This is a genomic window from Dryocola clanedunensis, from assembly GCF_038405435.1.
Lineage (GTDB): Bacteria > Pseudomonadota > Gammaproteobacteria > Enterobacterales > Enterobacteriaceae > Dryocola > Dryocola clanedunensis_A.
On the sequence record NZ_JBBYHZ010000001.1, the window covers coordinates 790631 to 807753 of the forward strand.

Here is a 17123-nt window from a genome sequence, read left to right on the forward strand (position 1 = left end):
AGGAAAAGACCATGCGTTTAAAGCTAATAGCCACGGCTCTTATGATTGCCGCAGCGCCTTTTGTTCAGGCAAAAGAGCTGAAATCCATCGGGGTGACGGTGGGCGATCTCGCCAACCCGTTCTTCGTCCAGATTACCAAGGGTGCCGAGCTTGAGGCACGCAAGCTGGCGGGGGATAACGTGAAGGTTACGCTTGTCTCCAGCGGTTACGACCTGGGCCAGCAGGTTTCGCAGATCGATAATTTTATTGCCGCGAAGGTAGACATGATTATCCTGAACGCGGCGGATTCGAAAGGGATCGGCCCGGCGGTGAAACGTGCGAAAGATGCAGGGATCGTCGTGGTCGCCGTTGACGTCGCAGCGGAAGGGGCGGATGCGACGATAACCTCGAACAACACCCAGGCGGGCGAGATGGCCTGTAAGTACATTGCGGATCGCTTAAAAGAGAAAGGCAACGTGGTGATCATCAACGGACCGCCGGTCTCCGCCGTGCAGAACCGTGTCGAAGGCTGCGTGACCGAATTTAAAAAGCACCCGGACATCAAGATCCTTTCCTCTAATCAGAACGCCAAGGGCAGCCGTGAGGGTGGCCTGGAAGTGATGACGTCGCTACTGGCGGCGAATCCGAAGATCGACGGCGTGTTTGCCATTAACGATCCGACGGCGATCGGTGCCGATCTGGCGGCGAAACAGGCCCAGCGAAACGAGTTCTTTATCGTGGGCGTGGACGGTAGCCCGGATGCGGAAGAAGCGCTGAAGCGCGGCGGCAATACGCTGTTCGTGGCGACACCAGCCCAGGATCCGCAGGTCATGGCGGCAAAAGCCGTGGAGATCGGTTATGACATCCTTCAGGGCAAACCTGCGCCTAAAGAACCCGTGCTGATCCCGGTGACGATGATCGATAAAAACAATATCGGCACCTATAAGGGCTGGACGGTCAAGTAACGCTTACTGCCTGTCGGATGACGGCGTAAAAGCCTCATCCGACCTCCAACGTATTCATTTGTAGGTCTGATAAGCGCAGCGCCATCAGACATCAGGATGGGGAAATACAGCCTAATGAAACGTTCAGAAGTGAATCAGATCCTGTCCCGGACTCGTGAATTTTTTATGCAGCACGACGTACATTTGCCTCCCTTCGCCGCATACGACCTGACGAAATGGCAGCAGCTGGATAAAGAACTCTGGCAGGAAGTGTTCGATCTAAAACTCGGCTGGGACGTGACGGCCTTTGGCGGCCACGATTTTCTGGCGCAGGGGCTGACGCTGTTCACCTTGCGTAACGGCTCGCCGGAGGGTGCGCCCTACCCTAAATGTTACGCAGAGAAAATCATGCACGTCCGTGAAGGGCAGCTTACCCCGATGCATTTCCACTGGCGTAAACGCGAGGACATTATCAATCGCGGCGGCGGCAATCTGATTGTCGAACTGTGGAATGCAGACCAGTTTGAACAACCGGAAGAGAGTGACGTCACGGTAGTTATCGACGGCTGCCGCCAGACCGTCGCGGCGGGAAGCCAGGTGCGCCTTTCACCAGGGGAAAGCATCTGCCTTGTACCCGGCGTCTATCACAGTTTCTGGGGGGAATCTGGCTACGGCGACGTGCTGGTCGGCGAGGTGTCGACAATCAATGACGACGATCGCGATAACCGTTTCCTGAAGCCGCTGGAACGCTTTAATGCCGTTATCGAAGACGAACCGGCGCGGCTTCTGTTGTGCAATGAGTATCGTCAGTACTTTTAATTATCCAGACATCACTGCAGAATTTTGGCGCTTTATGGATTAAACACAAATATTATTACTTTTTTAAGTAATAGCTAATATGCGAAACAGGTTCCAGAAATATGTAATAGCTGGCACTAAATTACATCAGGCTATCCATTACAAATATTTAAATTCCCAGTAAACTACATCGCGGGTGCTTAGGGCTTTCTGTCCTGAGCATGGCGAGGGATATTCCTGGAACTCAGGAAAAAGAAAGCCCCGGGCAACTTTAACGTTAACCCGAGGCTATCCCTCAACTCCACACAAGTTGAGATTAGCCTCTTATTCGCCGCAAGGCAAGGAGAAGAGGCATGAAGCCAACAAAATCTGTTGTCCTGTGTCTGTTAATTGTTTGTGTAACAATAATAGTCATAACCTTATTAACGCGCCGCAATTTATGTGAGGTGAAAATAAGGAGCGACAATCAGGAGGTGGTGGCTAAGCTGGCCTGCCCATTCGCGGGCTAGCGCTCAACGGGCGGGGTTCGCCCCGCCCAACTTGTGAGGGAAAAGGGAGAAGTCTTAAGCACCCATTCTGACAGCTACGCGATCGAGTAATAACACTTCAGCCAATATTTCCCGATAACTTATTCACTAAGCTAATTGGTTATGAACATTATGCGAAGTTGGTCCAGAAAATAATGAAATCTACCCATGGATAATTACATCAGGTTATCCATTCCAAATATTTAAATTACCAGTAAACTACATCGCGGGTGCTTAGGGCTTTCTGTCCTGAGCATGGCGAGGGATATTCCTGAACCTCAGGAAAAAGAAAGCCCCGGGCAACTTTAACGTTAACCCGAGGCTATCCCTCAACTCCGAACAAGTTGAGATTAGCCTCTTATTCGCCGCAAGGCAAGGAGAAGAGGCATGAAGCCAACAAAATCTGTTGTCCTGTGTCTGTTAATTGTTTGCGTAACAATAATAGTCATAACCTTATTAACGCGCCGCAATTTATGTGAGGTGAAAATAAGGAGCGACAATCAGGAGGTGGTGGCTAAGCTGGCCTGCTCATTCGCGGGCTAGCGCTCAACGGGCGGGGTTCGCCCCGCCCAACTTGTGAGGGATAAGGGAGAAGTCTTAAGCACCCATTCTGACAGCTACGCGATCGAGTAATAACACTTCAGCCAATATTTCCCGATAACTTATTCACTAAGCTAATTGATTATGAATATTATGCGAAGTTGGTCCAGAAAATAATGAAATCTATCCATGGATAATTACATCAGGTTATCCATTCCAAATATTTAAATAGTCGGTAAACTACATCGCGGGTGCTTAGGGCTTTCTGTCCTGAGCATGGCGAGGGATATTCCTGAACCTCAGGAAAAAGAAAGCCCCGGGCAACTTTAACGTTAACCCGAGGCTATCCCTCAACTCCCAACAAGTTGAGATTAGCCTCTTATTCGCCGCAAGGCAAGGAGAAGAGGCATGAAGCCAACAAAATCTGTTGTCCTGTGTCTGTTAATTGTTTGCGTAACAATAATAGTCATAACCTTATTAACGCGCCGCAATTTATGTGAGGTGAAAATAAGGAGCGACAATCAGGAGGTGGTGGCTAAGCTGGCCTGCCCATTCGCGGACTAGCGCTCAACGGGCGGGGTTCGCCCCGCCCAACTTGTGACGGAAAAGGGAGAAGTCTTAAGCACCCATTCTGACAGCTACGCGATCGAGTAATAACACCTCAGACAATATTCCCAGATAACTTATTCATTAAGTTAATTGGTTCTGAAATTTATGCGAAGTATGTTCAGAAAACAATGAAATCCCTCTACGGATAATTACATCAGGTTATCCATTCCAAATATTTAAATAGTCGGTAAACTACATCGCGGGTGCTTAGGGCTTTCTGTCCTGAGCATAGTGAGGGATATTCCTGAAACGCAGGAAAAAGAAAGCCCCGGGCAACTTTAACGTTAACCCGAGGCTATCCCTCAACTCCAAGCAAGTTGAGATTAGCCTCTTATTCGCCGCAAGGCAAGGAGAAGAGGCATGAAGCCAACAAAATCTGTTGTCCTGTGTCTGTTAATTGTTTGCGTAACAATAATAGTCATAACCTTATTAACGCGCCGCAATTTATGTGAGGTGAAAATAAGGAGCGACAATCAGGAGGTGGTGGCTAAGCTGGCCTGCTCATTCGCGGGCTAGCGCTCAACGGGCGGGGTTCGCCCCGCCCAACTTGTGACGGGTAAGGGAGAAGTCTTAAGCACCCATTCTTGACATAAATATTTTACGCGGCGTTATTTTCAGAATGAATAATGTCTGCGGCAAATACATAACCCACGCCGCGAACGGTTCTTATTAAAGTGGGCTGATGCGGATTCACCTCTATTTTTCTGCGCAGCCGCATAATGAGAACATCAATCGTTCTGTCGAAGATATCCATCGTTTCACCGTGCGTTAACTCAAGTAGCTTTTCGCGTGATAAAACCTTTCGGGCATTTTGAATAAGTGCCAGCAGCAGCCCGTACTCTCCTTGAGTAAGATCCACCTGAGCCGCATGGGGATCGAAAAGCTGGCAACGATCCCTGTCCAGGCGCCAGCCGTTAAACTGTAGCCCCCTGCCTCTCTGTGGCACAGTTTCTGTCGCCAGCACGCCCGTGCGCCGCAAAACGGCTTTCAGGCGGGCAACAACAATCCGCGGATTGAAAGGTTTGCCGATGTAATCATCCGCCCCCATTTCCAGCCCGACCACCACGTCTGACTCACTTCCCAGCCCGGTCAGCATTACCACCGGCAATTCGGGCCGCTGCCGCTGGATCTGCTGTAAAACCTGTAGGCCGTTAATATCCGGCAGCATCATATCCAGCAGAACCAGCGCGATGTCTGGCTGCCCGGCAATCGCCTTCAGCGCCTCGTTGCCCGTATGACAAACCGTCACCGCAAAAACGTGCTCATTGAGCGTATCGCGCAGCACCTCGCAAATCGCCAGATCGTCATCCACCACCAGTATCACAGGTTTCATTATTTTCTCCGGGGAGGAGGCCAGGGGATGGTAAGAGTGTGGGTGATTGTTGAAGGAGTGCCGCATAAATGGCAACTGCGCGTGCTGAATATTCAACCAGCGTCACAAAGGGCGGGCTGCTCGTCACGTCATTTTTGACGATGTGGTGGTTTTCGTCAGGCTTCCTGCGCATTGCTCCATGCAGCATGGGCAAATACCCCTCATGTTGATGTGGCATAGATAATGCATTACCCGGGTAGATGTGACGAATCTACAGGCGTCACACCCTTTAGCATTGACTGGAGCAACACGATGAAAAAAGTCGTCACGGTTTGCCCCTATTGCGCCTCGGGTTGCAAAATCAACCTCGTGGTCGATAACGGCAAAATCGTCAAGGCGGAAGGCGCGCAGGGTAAGACCAATCAGGGCGATCTGTGCCTGAAAGGCTATTACGGCTGGGATTTCATTAATGATACTAAAATCCTCACCCCGCGCCTGAAATCGCCAATGATCCGCCGCCAGAAAGGCGGAAAGCTTGAATCCGTAAGCTGGGATGAGGCGCTGAACTATGTGAGCACTCGCCTTAGCGAAATCAAAGCGAAGCATGGCCCGGATGCCATCATGACCACGGGTTCATCCCGTGGTACGGGCAACGAGACTAACTACATCATGCAAAAATTTGCGCGCGCCGTTATTGGTACTAATAACGTTGACTGCTGCGCACGCGTCTGACACGGCCCATCGGTTGCAGGTCTGCACCAGTCGGTCGGTAACGGCGCTATGAGCAACTCAATCGTCGAGATTGAGGATACCGATTTAGTCTTTGTCTTCGGGTATAACCCAGCTGATTCACACCCTATCGTGGCAAATCGCGTCATTCGCGCGAAGCAGAAAGGGGCGCAAATTGTGGTTATCGATCCGCGTAAAATTGAAACCGCGCGTATCGCCGACCTCCATTTGCAGCTGAAAAATGGATCTAACATCGCCCTGCTTAACGCGATTGGGCATGTGATCATCGAAGAGAATCTGTACGACAAGGCCTTCGTGGCGGAGCGTACTGAAGGCTTCGATGAGTACCGTAAAATTGTGGAGGGCTACACGCCTGAATCCGTGGAGGAGATAACCGGCCTGAAGGCTGCTGATATCCGCACGGCGGCACGTATGTACGCGAATGCAAAAACGGCGACCATCCTGTGGGGCATGGGTGTTACCCAGTTCTATCAGGGCGTGGAAACCGTGCGCTCGCTGACCAGCCTTGCGCTGATGACCGGTAACCTTGGCAAGGCCAACGTCGGCGTTAACCCGGTGCGCGGCCAGAACAACGTTCAGGGTGCCTGCGATATGGGCGCGCTGCCGGATACCTATCCGGGCTACCAGTACGTGAAGGACGAAAAGAGCCGCGAGAAGTTCGCCAAAGCCTGGGGCGTGCCGTCATTACCGGCGCACACGGGTTACCGTATCAGTGAGATCCCTCACCGCGTTGCGCACGGCGAAGTGCATGCGGCCTATATTATGGGTGAGGATCCGCTGCAAACGGATGCGGAACTTTCAGCGGTTCGTCAGGCGTTTGCCGATATGGAGCTGGTCATCGTGCAGGATATCTTCATGACCAAAACCGCGGCGGCCGCCGATGTGATTTTGCCGTCCACCTCCTGGGGTGAACATGAAGGTGTTTACACCGCCGCCGACCGCGGTTTCCAGCGCTTCTTTAAAGCGGTGGAGCCAAAGTGGGACCTGAAAACGGACTGGCAGATCATCAGCGAAATCGCCACCCGCATGGGTTACGAAATGCATTACAACAACACCCAGGAAATCTGGGACGAGTTGCGTAACCTTTGCCCGGACTTCTTTGGTGCGACCTACGAGAAGATGGGCGAGCTGGGGTATATCCAGTGGCCATGCCGCGATACCGATGAGTCGGACCAGGGGACTTCCTTCCTCTATGACGGCAAGTTCGACCGCGAAAACGGCCTGGGCCAGTTCTTCACCTGCGACTGGGCGCCGCCAGTCGATCGCATCACCGAAGAGTACCCAATGGTGCTGTCGACGGTGAGGGAAGTGGGCCATTACTCCTGCCGTTCGATGACCGGTAACTGCGCCGCGCTGGCAGCGCTGGCGGATGAGCCTGGCTATGCGCAGATTCATATCGACGATGCCGCTCGTCTGGGCATTGAGGATGAAGCGCTGATCTGGGTGCATTCGCGCAAAGGGAAAGTCATTACGCGTGCAAACGTGAGTGAACGCCCTAATAAAGGCGCGGTGTACATGACCTACCAGTGGTGGATCGGTGCCTGTAACGAGCTGGTGACGGAAAACCTCAGCCCGATTACCAAAACGCCGGAGTATAAGTACTGCGCCGTGCGTGTAGAAAAGATTGCCGATCAGCGGGCAGCAGAGCAGTACGTGATTGATGAGTACAGCAAGCTGAAGGCCAGCCTGCGCGAAAGCGCAGCGGGCTGATAGTACCAAACGGCCCCGGTGAGCCATCATCAGGGCCGTTATCCCCTTCACAACGCCTCCCCGGCACGTCATGCGATCCCTGTTATCGTCAAACAATAAATAACCGTGAGCAATATACTCACTCCCTTCCATACTTATGCCATCTGGCAAATTTTTGCTTACACGCACTGGATCTCTGCCGCTCCGGGAGAAATAAAATGAAGTTGCCTTTCAAGCCTCACATTCTCACCCTGCTTTGCAGCGCCGGTATTCTTGCGGCTTCAGGTGTGCTTTATGTCAAAAGCCGTGCGCCCGAGACGGTGACACCGGCACCAGCCACGACGGCTCAGCCTGCCACGCAGCCCGTGACGACACCGGCTCCAACGACGGTGCCAGCGCCAGCAGCGCCCGCTTATACTACCGCGCAGCTCGACCAGTGGGTTGCCCCTGTCGCCCTTTATCCTGACGCCCTTCTTTCCCAGGTGCTCATGGCTTCGACCTATCCGGCAAACGTGGTTCAGGCGGTGCAGTGGTCGCAGGATAACCCCACTCTGCAAGGGGATGCGGCTATTCAGGCTGTGTCGAACCAGCCCTGGGATCCCAGCGTTAAATCACTGGTGGCCTTCCCGCAGCTGATGGCGCTGCTCGGTGAAAACCCGCAGTGGGTGCAGAATCTTGGCGATGCGTTTTTAGCGCAGCCGCAGGACGTGATGGATTCGGTGCAGAAATTACGTGCGCTGGCCCAGCAGACCGGCTCGCTGAAATCGACGCCTGAACAGAAGGTTACCAGCACTCCGGTGGTGGTGAATCAGACGAACAACGTCAACACCACCGCTCAGAAAAGCAGCGCGCCAGCCCCGGCTGCCACGGCCAGCAGCGCTCCGGCACCGCAGGTCATTACTATCGAGCCGGCTAATCCGCAGGTGGTTTACGTCCCAAATTACAACCCATCAACGGTTTATGGCAGCTGGCCGAACACCAGCTATCCGCCAGTTTACCTGCCGCCGCCTCCGGGGGAGCAGTTCACCGACAGCCTGGTCCGCGGCTTTGGCTACAGCCTTGGCGTCGCCACCACCTACGCCCTGTTCAGCAGCATCGACTGGCACGACGACGATGATTACCATCATCACCATGATGATGACGACTACCACCATCACGACGGTAACTACAACAGCGGCAATAACATCAACGTTAACGTCAATAATTACAACCGGATAACCGGTGGCCACCTGACGGATAACGGCGGGCCGGTTCACTGGCAGCACAACCCTGCCTTCCGGGACGGCGTGCCTTACCAGAACGGTGCCGTTGCTCAGCGCTACCATCAGACTAACGTCGCGGGCGGCCTGAGCGCCACGCAGCACGGGCCAGTGACGCGGGACAGCCAGCGTCAGGCCGCAATGCAGCAGCTTCAGCACAGCACCGGCCTTAACCCGCAGGGTAAAAGCCTTTCCAACGTTTCCCGCGACGTGCAGCGCGATAATGCCTCAAAACAACTCAGCCAGATTGCCCAGCGTAATAACTACCGGGGCTATGATTCCGGTAGCCAGGATGCCCGTCGTGAAGCGGCGCGCAATCAGCTGAAAAACCCAACCGCGACGCAGCAGCAGCATCGTGAGGCGGTGAAGAATCAGGTTAAAAATCCGACCGCGGCGCAGCAGCAGCATCGTGATGCGGTGAAAAACCAGGTGAAACACCCGACGCAGCAACAGCAGCAGCATCGTGAGTCTGTGAGGAACCATGTCGCCAGCGCCACGCCTGAGCAGCGTCAGCAGCACATCAACTCCTTCCGCAGCAATGCGCTAAGCGGCAACGACAGCCGATCGCCGTCCTGGCAGGCCCAGCACCAGCGCGGGACGCAAAGCCTGCAGCACGCCAGCTTTAGCGGTCAGAATCGGGCCGCGGTGCGCGAGCGAGCGCCAGAACATCGCGAATTTCATCGCCGTTAAGAAGGGAAAGGATAATGAAAAAGTTTCTGTCTTTAAGCGCGCTTTCCCTGTTGATGCTTCCGCTTTTCGCCCAGGCACAACAGGCGTTTACCACGCCTGACCAGGCTTCTGTCGCGCTTCACGAGGCGATTAAAAAACAGGATCGAGCCGCGCTCATCTCATTACTGGGTGACAACTGGCAGCAGGTCCTGCCGCCAGAAGGGGTAGACCCGGCGGCGGTAGCCCGCTTCCTGCGCGACTGGGATCGGGGCCATCGTATTGAGCAGCAGGGCCACGTCGCGCATCTCAACGTCGGCAAAGAAGACTGGCAGCTGCCCCTGCCGATAGTCAAAACGGACAAAGGCTGGCATTTCAATATGCAGGGTGCGGCGGATGAAATCCTCACCCGCACGATTGGCCGCAATGAGCTGTCGGCTATCGAAGCCGCACATGCCTACGTCGCCGCGCAGCAGGATTATTATCAGCTTAACCAGGCCTACGCGCAGAAATTCCTGAGCAGCGAGGGCAAAAAAGACGGGCTCTACTGGCCTGTTTCTGCCGGGGAAGCCCCAAGCCCGTTAGGCCCGGCCTTCAGCCCTGAACAGCCGGGCATGGGCTACCACGGTTACCATTTCCGCATCCTGACCGCGCAGGGAGCCAAAGCCGAGGGTGGGGAAAAACAGTACCTGAAAGAGGGCAGGATGACCGACGGCTTCGCGATGATTGCCTGGCCGGTGACCTACGGAGAGACGGGCGTTGCCACCTTTATTGTCGATAGCCAGGACCAGGTTTATCAGGCTGACTTAGGCGAAGAGACGGCGAAGAAAGTGGAAGCTATCACCGCCTTTGACCCTGATGATAGCTGGCAGGTTGTGACGCAATAAGTCAGATCGAGTAGTTTCGAAGGGTGGATAAGCGAGAGTGCGCCCACCAAAAAAATCAGGGCGGGAGAAGCGCATGCTTGCCCGCCCTGCTTCACTTTTTATAGCCTTTAAGTATTTGCTTTATCCGAGTATTTCCCCAGCATCTCCCGTTCATAAGCGGCGGCTTTTTTCGCGTCGAACTTATGCTCCCACTTGGCGATAACCAGCACCGCCAGCGCGTTGCCCACCACGTTAAGCGCGGTACGCGCCATATCGAGGATGCGGTCCACGCCCGCGATAAAGGCCAGACCTTCCAGCGGAATGCCCACACTCCCCAGCGTAGCCAGCAGTACGACGAACGAGACGCCCGGCACGCCCGCAATGCCTTTTGACGTCACCATCAGCGTCAGCACCAGCAGAATTTCCTGCCCCAGGGACAGCTCGATGCCGTACAGCTGGGCGATGAAGATTGCCGCAATGCTCTGGTAAAGCGTTGAGCCATCGAGGTTAAAGGAGTAGCCGGTCGGCACCACGAAGCTGGTGATGGAGGCAGGCGCGCCGTAGGCTTCCATCTTTTCAATGATGCGTGGCAGCACGCTTTCTGAGCTGGCGGTGGAGTATGCCAGAATGAGTTCGTCTTTGAGAATCCGTATCAAAATGAGAATTCGCAGGCCGCACAGGCGCGCCACCGCGCCCAGCACCATCAGCGCGAAGAAGAGAATCGCGAAGTACACCAGCAGCACCAGCTTAAGCAGCGGCCACAGCGAAGCAAAACCAAAGTTAGCCACCGTCACCGAAATCAGCGCGAAGACGCCGATCGGGGCGTATCGCATCACCATGTGTGTCACTTTGAACATGGTTTCTGAGATAGAGCGGAACACCGTCACCAGCGGCTCCCGGTGCGCCGACGGCAGCGACGACAGGCCCAGGCCAAACAGCACCGAGAAGAAGATGATCGGCAGCATGTCGCCCTTCGCCATGGAGGCGATGATGTTAGTCGGCACCAGGGAAAGAATCGTCCCCATCAGGCCGTGGGCGTGGCTCTGTACATCCTGAGCGGTGTGTTCGTATTTCGAAATATCCACGCTGGCAAGCTGCGACATATCAATGCCGTGTCCCGGCTGGAACACGTTGGCAAGGGTAATCCCCAGGATGATGGCAACCGTCGTGATCGCTTCGAAATAAAGAATGGTTTTCGCACCGATTCGCCCAAGCTGTTTAGCGTCGCCCACGCCTGCAATCCCGACTATCAGGGTCGAGATAACGATCGGTACAACAATCATTTTGATCAGGTGAATAAAGATATCCCCTGCCGGAGAGAGCAGGTTGGTGATAAGCCATTCACGGCTGTCACTTTGATAATGCAGGACGCTTCCCAGCGCGATACCCAGCACTAACGCGAGCAAAATTTGCCAGGCGAGGCTGACCTTAGGTTGTTTCATAACGATTTTATTCCTCAATAAAACGCCGTTCCCACGCTGTAGACCTGTGAGAACGTCACAAACTGAAAGGGGTAAGACATACGTCAGGTATTACGAGGGGCTTTTTCAAGCGGCGTTATGAGTATCATTTGTACGGCGTGCTGCGCAACCCTGCAATTTCAGGGATATACACTGCAAATGACCACACAAACAGGACTTTAGATAAATCTTCTGCGCTAACCTGCTGTTATAAAATGTATTTATCTGTTTCATTTTCAATTTATTCGTGTTGTGAATTATTTCTCCAGAATCATCTGTTTGTTGGATATTTCGACAAATGAATTAATGCGTGATCTGTCGCCCAAAAAGTAAACAAAGCTGCTTAAGCCCCTACAATTAACGTTTGCGTGACATATTATTAACAACTTCAAGGAGAAAAAAAGCCATGACACAACTACACAAACACGCCATTCCCGCAAATATTGCGGAACACTGCCTGATAAATCCCGAACAATACCAGTCCATGTACCAGCAGTCGGTTCACGACCCGGACGCGTTCTGGGGCGAACAGGGGAAAATCCTCGACTGGATCAAACCCTACCAGAAGGTGAAAAACACCTCCTTCGCACCGGGAAACATCTCTATTCGCTGGTATGAAGACGGCACGCTGAACCTGGCCGCCAACTGCCTGGATCGCCACCTTAAAGAGCGCGGCGACCAGACGGCGATTATCTGGGAAGGCGATGACGCCACCCAGAGCAAAAACATTACCTACCGCGAGCTGCATCGCGATGTCTGCCGTTTTGCCAATACCCTGGTAGAGCTGGGCATCAGGAAAGGCGACGTGGTAGCGATTTATATGCCGATGGTGCCGGAAGCCGCCGTGGCGATGCTCGCCTGCGCGCGAATCGGCGCCGTGCATTCCGTTATCTTCGGCGGATTCTCCCCGGAGGCCGTGGCGGGACGTATTATCGACTCCAGCTCACGCCTGGTTATTACTGCCGATGAGGGCATCCGTGCCGGTCGCTCTATTCCGCTGAAAAAGAACGTTGATGACGCGCTGAAAAACCCGAATGTGAAAACCGTCGAGCACGTCGTGGTGCTCAAGCGTACCGGCGGCAGCGTCGAATGGCATGAGGGCCGCGACCTGTGGTGGAACGAACTGGTAGAGAAAGCGAGTGCTCACCACCAGCCGGTAGAAATGAACGCGGAGGACCCGCTGTTTATCCTCTACACCTCTGGTTCGACCGGCAAGCCGAAGGGCGTGCTGCACACCACCGGCGGCTATCTGGTCTATGCGGCCACCACCTTCAAATACGTCTTTGACTACCATCCGGGCGACGTTTACTGGTGTACCGCCGACGTGGGCTGGGTCACCGGGCACAGCTATCTGCTGTATGGCCCGCTCGCCTGCGGTGCCGTCACGCTGATGTTTGAAGGCGTGCCGAACTGGCCTGCCCCGAACCGCATGGCGCAGGTGGTCGACAAGCATAAGGTGAATATCCTCTATACCGCACCAACCGCCATCCGCGCGCTGATGGCCGAAGGGGATAAAGCCATTGAAGGGACCGACCGTTCAACGCTGCGGATCCTCGGCTCCGTCGGTGAGCCGATCAACCCGGAAGCGTGGGAGTGGTACTGGAAGAAAATCGGTAACGAAAAATGCCCGGTGATGGACACCTGGTGGCAGACCGAAACCGGCGGCTTTATGATCACCCCGCTGCCGGGCGCCACGGAGCTGAAAGCCGGGTCTGCTTCGCGGCCATTCTTCGGCGTGCAGCCCGCGCTGGTAGACAATGAAGGCAATCCGCAGCAGGGCGCAACCGAGGGCAACCTGGTGATTACTGACTCCTGGCCCGGCCAGGCGCGTACCCTGTTTGGCGATCATGAACGCTTCGAGCAGACCTACTTCTCCACCTTCAAAAATATGTATTTTAGCGGTGATGGTGCCCGTCGCGACGAAGACGGCTATTTCTGGATAACTGGCCGCGTGGACGACGTGTTAAACGTCTCCGGGCACCGTCTGGGAACGGCAGAAATCGAATCCGCGCTGGTATCGCATCCGAAGGTTGCCGAAGCCGCCGTCGTTGGCATCCCGCACAATATCAAAGGCCAGGCGATTTATGCCTACGTCACGCTAAACCACGGCGAAGAGCCGACGCCGGAGCTGTATACCGAAGTGCGCAACTGGGTACGTAAGGAAATAGGCCCGCTTGCCACGCCGGATATTCTGCACTGGACCGACTCGCTGCCGAAAACCCGCTCCGGCAAGATTATGCGCCGCATTCTGCGCAAAATTGCCGCCGGAGATACCAGCAACCTTGGCGATACCTCAACGCTTGCCGATCCGGGCGTCGTTGAAAAGCTGCTGGAAGAGAAACAAGCCTTAACCATGCCTTCATAACCACTCTGTAGTTGATCCGCCCTCTCATCTGACGCTGTAGGGCGGATAAGCGAAGCGTCATCCGCCACTTTCTTGCGCGGATGGCGCTTCGCTTATCCACCCTGCGGCTTTCTGCAGGTGAGGAGGGACATAAAAATAACCCTACCTCTGGAGACTCTGTGATGAATGACCTCATTTATCAACGGATAGAAGAAAGTGCGCATTTCAGGGAGCTGGTCGCTAAAAGGCAACGGTTTGCCACCATCCTGTCACTGATTATGCTGGTGATTTACGTTGGATTTATCCTGCTGATTGCTTTCGCCCCCGGCTGGCTGGGCACGCCTCTGCACGCCGGGACTACCGTCACCAGAGGCATTCCGATCGGGATCGGGGTGATTATTATTTCTTTTGTGCTGACGGCGGTTTACGTCTGGCGGGCCAACGGCGAATTTGACCGTCTGACCCATGACGTCATACGCGAGGTGGATGTCCTGCGCGAGGTAAAAGCATCATGAAGCGTCTTCTTACCGCCCTTACGGCTCCCCTCCTTGCCCTGCCCGTTACCGTGCTGGCCGCCGACGCCATTACCGGCGACGTGCAGCGCCAGCCGACCAACTGGCAGGCGATTATCATGTTCGTTATTTTCGTCGCCCTGACGCTCTACATCACCTACTGGGCCTCGAAAAAGACCCGTTCGCGCAGCGATTATTACACTGCGGGCGGCAATATTACCGGCTTCCAGAACGGGCTGGCGATAGCGGGCGACTTTATGTCGGCGGCGTCGTTCCTCGGCATTTCCGCGCTGGTGTATACCTCCGGCTACGACGGCCTGATCTACTCGCTGGGCTTCCTGGTCGGCTGGCCGATCATTCTGTTCCTGATTGCCGAACGCCTGCGAAATCTTGGGCGTTACACCTTTGCCGATGTCGCATCGTACCGCCTTAAACAGGGGCCGATTCGTACGCTTTCCGCCTGCGGTTCACTGGTTGTTGTCGCGCTGTATCTCATCGCGCAGATGGTCGGGGCCGGTAAGCTTATCGAGCTGCTGTTTGGCCTGAACTACCACGTTGCCGTGGTGCTGGTAGGCGTGCTGATGGTGATGTACGTGCTGTTTGGCGGCATGCTCGCCACCACCTGGGTACAGATTATCAAAGCCGTTCTGCTGCTGTTCGGCGCGAGCTTCATGGCCTTTATGGTGATGAAGCACGTCGGCTTCAGCTTTAACAATCTCTTCGCCGAGGCGATGGCGGTGCATCCGAAAGGTGAGGCCATCATGAGCCCCGGCGGGCTGGTGAAAGATCCGATTTCTGCCCTGTCCCTGGGCCTTGGCCTGATGTTCGGTACGGCCGGTCTGCCGCACATTCTGATGCGCTTCTTCACGGTCAGCGATGCCCGCGAGGCGCGTAAAAGCGTGCTCTACGCCACCGGTTTTATGGGTTACTTCTACATTCTGACCTTTATCATCGGCTTTGGCGCGATCATGCTGGTCGGTGCGAATCCGGCGTTTAAAGACGCGGCGGGCGCGCTTATCGGCGGTAACAACATGGCGGCAGTTCACCTTGCGGACGCGGTGGGCGGAAACCTGTTCCTCGGCTTTATCTCTGCGGTCGCCTTCGCCACGATTCTGGCGGTGGTAGCAGGGCTGACGCTGGCGGGCGCTTCTGCGGTTTCCCACGACCTGTACGCCAACGTGTTCCGCAAAGGGGCTTCCGAGCGCGACGAAATTCGCGTCTCGAAAATCACCGTGCTGATCCTCGGCGTGGTCGCCATTGCGCTGGGCATTCTGTTCGAGAAGCAGAACATCGCCTTCATGGTGGGGCTGGCCTTCTCCATCGCCGCGAGCTGTAACTTCCCGATTATCCTGCTGTCCATGTACTGGTCGAAGCTGACCACGCGCGGCGCGATGATTGGCGGCTGGCTCGGCCTGCTGACGGCGGTGATTCTGATGATCCTCGGCCCGACGGTATGGGTGCAGGTTCTGGGCCACGCGACGGCTATCTTCCCGTACGAATACCCGGCGCTGTTCTCGATTCTGGTGGCGTTTGTGGGGATTTGGGTCTTCTCGGCGACCGATAACAGCCCGGAAGGCAATCTGGAACGCGAGAAGTTCCGCGCCCAGTTCATCCGTTCCCAGACCGGGATCGGCATTGAACAGGGCCGCGCTCACTAAGCTCTCTATCCCGGCGCGCTCTGCGCCGGGTTCTTTAAAACATCAGCCAGCCAATCACCGGCGCGCCAACCACCATCACGACCCCGGACAGCATCATCACCAGGCTGGCAACCACGCCCTCTTCCGGCCCAATTTCATAGGAGCGCGCGGTCCCGGCACCGTGAGAAGCCGCCCCAAACCCCGCACCTTTCGCCATCCCGGCACGAATGGAAAGACGCAGAAACAGGACGTCCCCCACCGCCATACCAAACACCCCGGTGATCACTACGAAGAGCGCCACCAGCTCCGGCTGCGCGCCGATGGGCTTTGCCGCCGCCAGCGCGAAAGGCGTAGTGATGGAGCGAACGGCAAGGCTGCGCTGGATAACTTCAGAGAGCGTAAACAGGCGCGCCAGCCAGACCGAACTGGTGACGGCGACCACCGTGGCGGTGACCACGCCCGCGGTCAGGGACATCCAGTGACGCTTAATAACGTGAAGATTGTCATAGACCGGCACCGCGAAGGCGATAGTGGCCGGGCCGAGCAGCCACATCAGCCAGCGCGACTCCCCCATGTAATTCTGGTATGAGATATGCGCCACAATCAGCATCAGCACCAGCAGCAGCGGCGTGAGGACCAGCGGCATCAGGGGTAATTTATGAAAGCGACGGTAGAGCTTTTTATTGGCGTAGTAGAGCACCAGCGTGATAACCAGGCACAGCACGCTCAGCTGGAATTTATTCACCGCGAGCCTGCCTGCGGGCTTCACGGGCCAGCTCAAAGCGATAGACCTTATCCACCACCAGCGCGGTCAGCCCCAGTACCAGCAGGGTGCTGATGGCAATGACCAGAAATATCCGCCAGCCGTCCACCATCAGCAGCTGCAGGTAATTGACCACCGCGACCACCGCGGGCACAAAAAAGAGCAGCATTTCGGCCAGCAGCCAGCGCGACCCTTCGCGCACCCACTTCAGCGGCACAACCCGGCAGATAATGAGCATCAGCAGCAATAACATGCCGACGATATTGGCAGGAAGCGGCAGATGCCAGCGGTCAACGGCCCACTGGGCGAGGATAAATAAGCCCGCATACAGGGCGACCTGGACGGGCACCTGAATGCGGTTAACAACTGAAGGCGTAAAACGTCTTAACGCCACGGCCATGGTTATACAACTCCGCGATAAACGAGAGCCGCATTATAGGAGGGCCGCAGCGCCAAAAATAATGAATT

16 protein-coding genes are annotated in these 17123 nt (G+C 55.3%); 12 read left to right on the forward strand and 4 right to left on the reverse strand.

Annotation, left to right across the window (positions count from 1 at the left end):
• The first annotated feature begins 11 nt into the window (after positions 1-11).
• The 6 genes from AAE045_RS03685 (at position 12) to AAE045_RS03710 (ending at position 3913) form a co-directional block, all read left to right on the forward strand.
• Positions 12-944 carry an ABC transporter substrate-binding protein gene (locus AAE045_RS03685; protein WP_202305297.1) on the forward strand — a complete coding sequence of 311 codons (933 nt, stop codon included), beginning with the start codon at positions 12-14 and terminating at the stop codon, positions 942-944.
• Positions 945-1058: 114 nt separating this feature from the next.
• Entirely contained in the window at positions 1059-1742 is a 684-nt protein-coding gene (locus AAE045_RS03690) for a D-lyxose/D-mannose isomerase (protein WP_455546505.1), read from the forward strand.
• 332 nt (positions 1743-2074) lie between these two features.
• On the forward strand, positions 2075-2230 hold the full coding sequence (locus tag AAE045_RS03695) for a Hok/Gef family protein (RefSeq protein ID WP_455546506.1): 156 nt from the start codon (positions 2075-2077) through the stop codon (positions 2228-2230).
• Positions 2231-2635: 405 nt separating this feature from the next.
• Positions 2636-2791, forward strand: coding sequence for a Hok/Gef family protein (locus AAE045_RS03700; RefSeq protein WP_455546507.1), 156 nt, complete (start codon positions 2636-2638; stop codon positions 2789-2791).
• Positions 2792-3196: 405 nt separating this feature from the next.
• Positions 3197-3352, forward strand: coding sequence for a Hok/Gef family protein (locus AAE045_RS03705; RefSeq protein WP_455546508.1), 156 nt, complete (start codon positions 3197-3199; stop codon positions 3350-3352).
• A 405-nt stretch (positions 3353-3757) separates the two neighbouring features.
• Entirely contained in the window at positions 3758-3913 is a 156-nt protein-coding gene (locus tag AAE045_RS03710) for a Hok/Gef family protein (RefSeq protein ID WP_455546507.1), read from the forward strand.
• An 82-nt stretch (positions 3914-3995) separates the two neighbouring features.
• On the opposite strand, the gene AAE045_RS03715 is transcribed toward AAE045_RS03710, so the two are convergent.
• The gene (locus AAE045_RS03715) at positions 3996-4730 is read right to left on the reverse strand and encodes a response regulator transcription factor (RefSeq protein ID WP_455546509.1); all 735 of its coding nucleotides are present in this window, start codon (positions 4728-4730) and stop codon (positions 3996-3998) included.
• A gap of 291 nt (positions 4731-5021) precedes the next feature.
• Here AAE045_RS03715 and fdhF point away from each other — a divergent pair, with 291 nt between their 5' ends.
• From fdhF to AAE045_RS03730, 3 genes are all read left to right on the forward strand, one after another.
• The gene (gene fdhF / locus AAE045_RS03720) at positions 5022-7169 is read left to right on the forward strand and encodes a formate dehydrogenase subunit alpha (RefSeq protein WP_455546510.1); all 2148 of its coding nucleotides are present in this window, start codon (positions 5022-5024) and stop codon (positions 7167-7169) included.
• A gap of 197 nt (positions 7170-7366) precedes the next feature.
• Positions 7367-9097 (forward strand): DUF3300 domain-containing protein, encoded by a 1731-nt coding sequence (locus AAE045_RS03725; protein WP_455546511.1) that lies wholly within the window; start codon positions 7367-7369, stop codon positions 9095-9097.
• A 14-nt stretch (positions 9098-9111) separates the two neighbouring features.
• Complete coding sequence (locus AAE045_RS03730) at positions 9112-9960, forward strand: DUF2950 domain-containing protein (protein WP_455546512.1); 849 nt, start codon at positions 9112-9114, stop codon at positions 9958-9960.
• A gap of 107 nt (positions 9961-10067) precedes the next feature.
• On the opposite strand, the gene gltP is transcribed toward AAE045_RS03730, so the two are convergent.
• A complete protein-coding gene (gltP, locus tag AAE045_RS03735; RefSeq protein ID WP_455546513.1) occupies positions 10068-11381 on the reverse strand; it encodes a glutamate/aspartate:proton symporter GltP in 1314 nt (437 codons plus the stop codon).
• 424 nt (positions 11382-11805) lie between these two features.
• Here gltP and acs point away from each other — a divergent pair, with 424 nt between their 5' ends.
• The 3 genes from acs to actP all read left to right on the forward strand — a co-directional run bounded on the left by acs (position 11806) and on the right by actP (position 15913).
• A complete protein-coding gene (gene acs / locus AAE045_RS03740; RefSeq protein WP_455546514.1) occupies positions 11806-13764 on the forward strand; it encodes an acetate--CoA ligase in 1959 nt (652 codons plus the stop codon).
• 161 nt (positions 13765-13925) lie between these two features.
• Entirely contained in the window at positions 13926-14258 is a 333-nt protein-coding gene (locus AAE045_RS03745; protein WP_455546515.1) for a DUF485 domain-containing protein, read from the forward strand.
• Positions 14252-15913, forward strand: coding sequence for a cation/acetate symporter ActP (gene actP / locus AAE045_RS03750; protein WP_455546587.1), 1662 nt, complete (start codon positions 14252-14254; stop codon positions 15911-15913). The genes AAE045_RS03745 and actP overlap by 7 nt, the downstream gene beginning before the upstream one ends.
• A 34-nt stretch (positions 15914-15947) precedes the next feature.
• On the opposite strand, the gene AAE045_RS03755 is transcribed toward actP, so the two are convergent.
• Positions 15948-16637, reverse strand: a complete 690-nt coding sequence (locus AAE045_RS03755; RefSeq protein WP_455546516.1) for an LrgB family protein — start codon at positions 16635-16637, stop codon at positions 15948-15950.
• Complete coding sequence (locus tag AAE045_RS03760; protein ID WP_455546517.1) at positions 16630-17055, reverse strand: CidA/LrgA family protein; 426 nt, start codon at positions 17053-17055, stop codon at positions 16630-16632. Before AAE045_RS03760 ends, AAE045_RS03755 begins: the two co-directional genes overlap by 8 nt.
• Positions 17056-17123 lie beyond the last annotated feature (68 nt).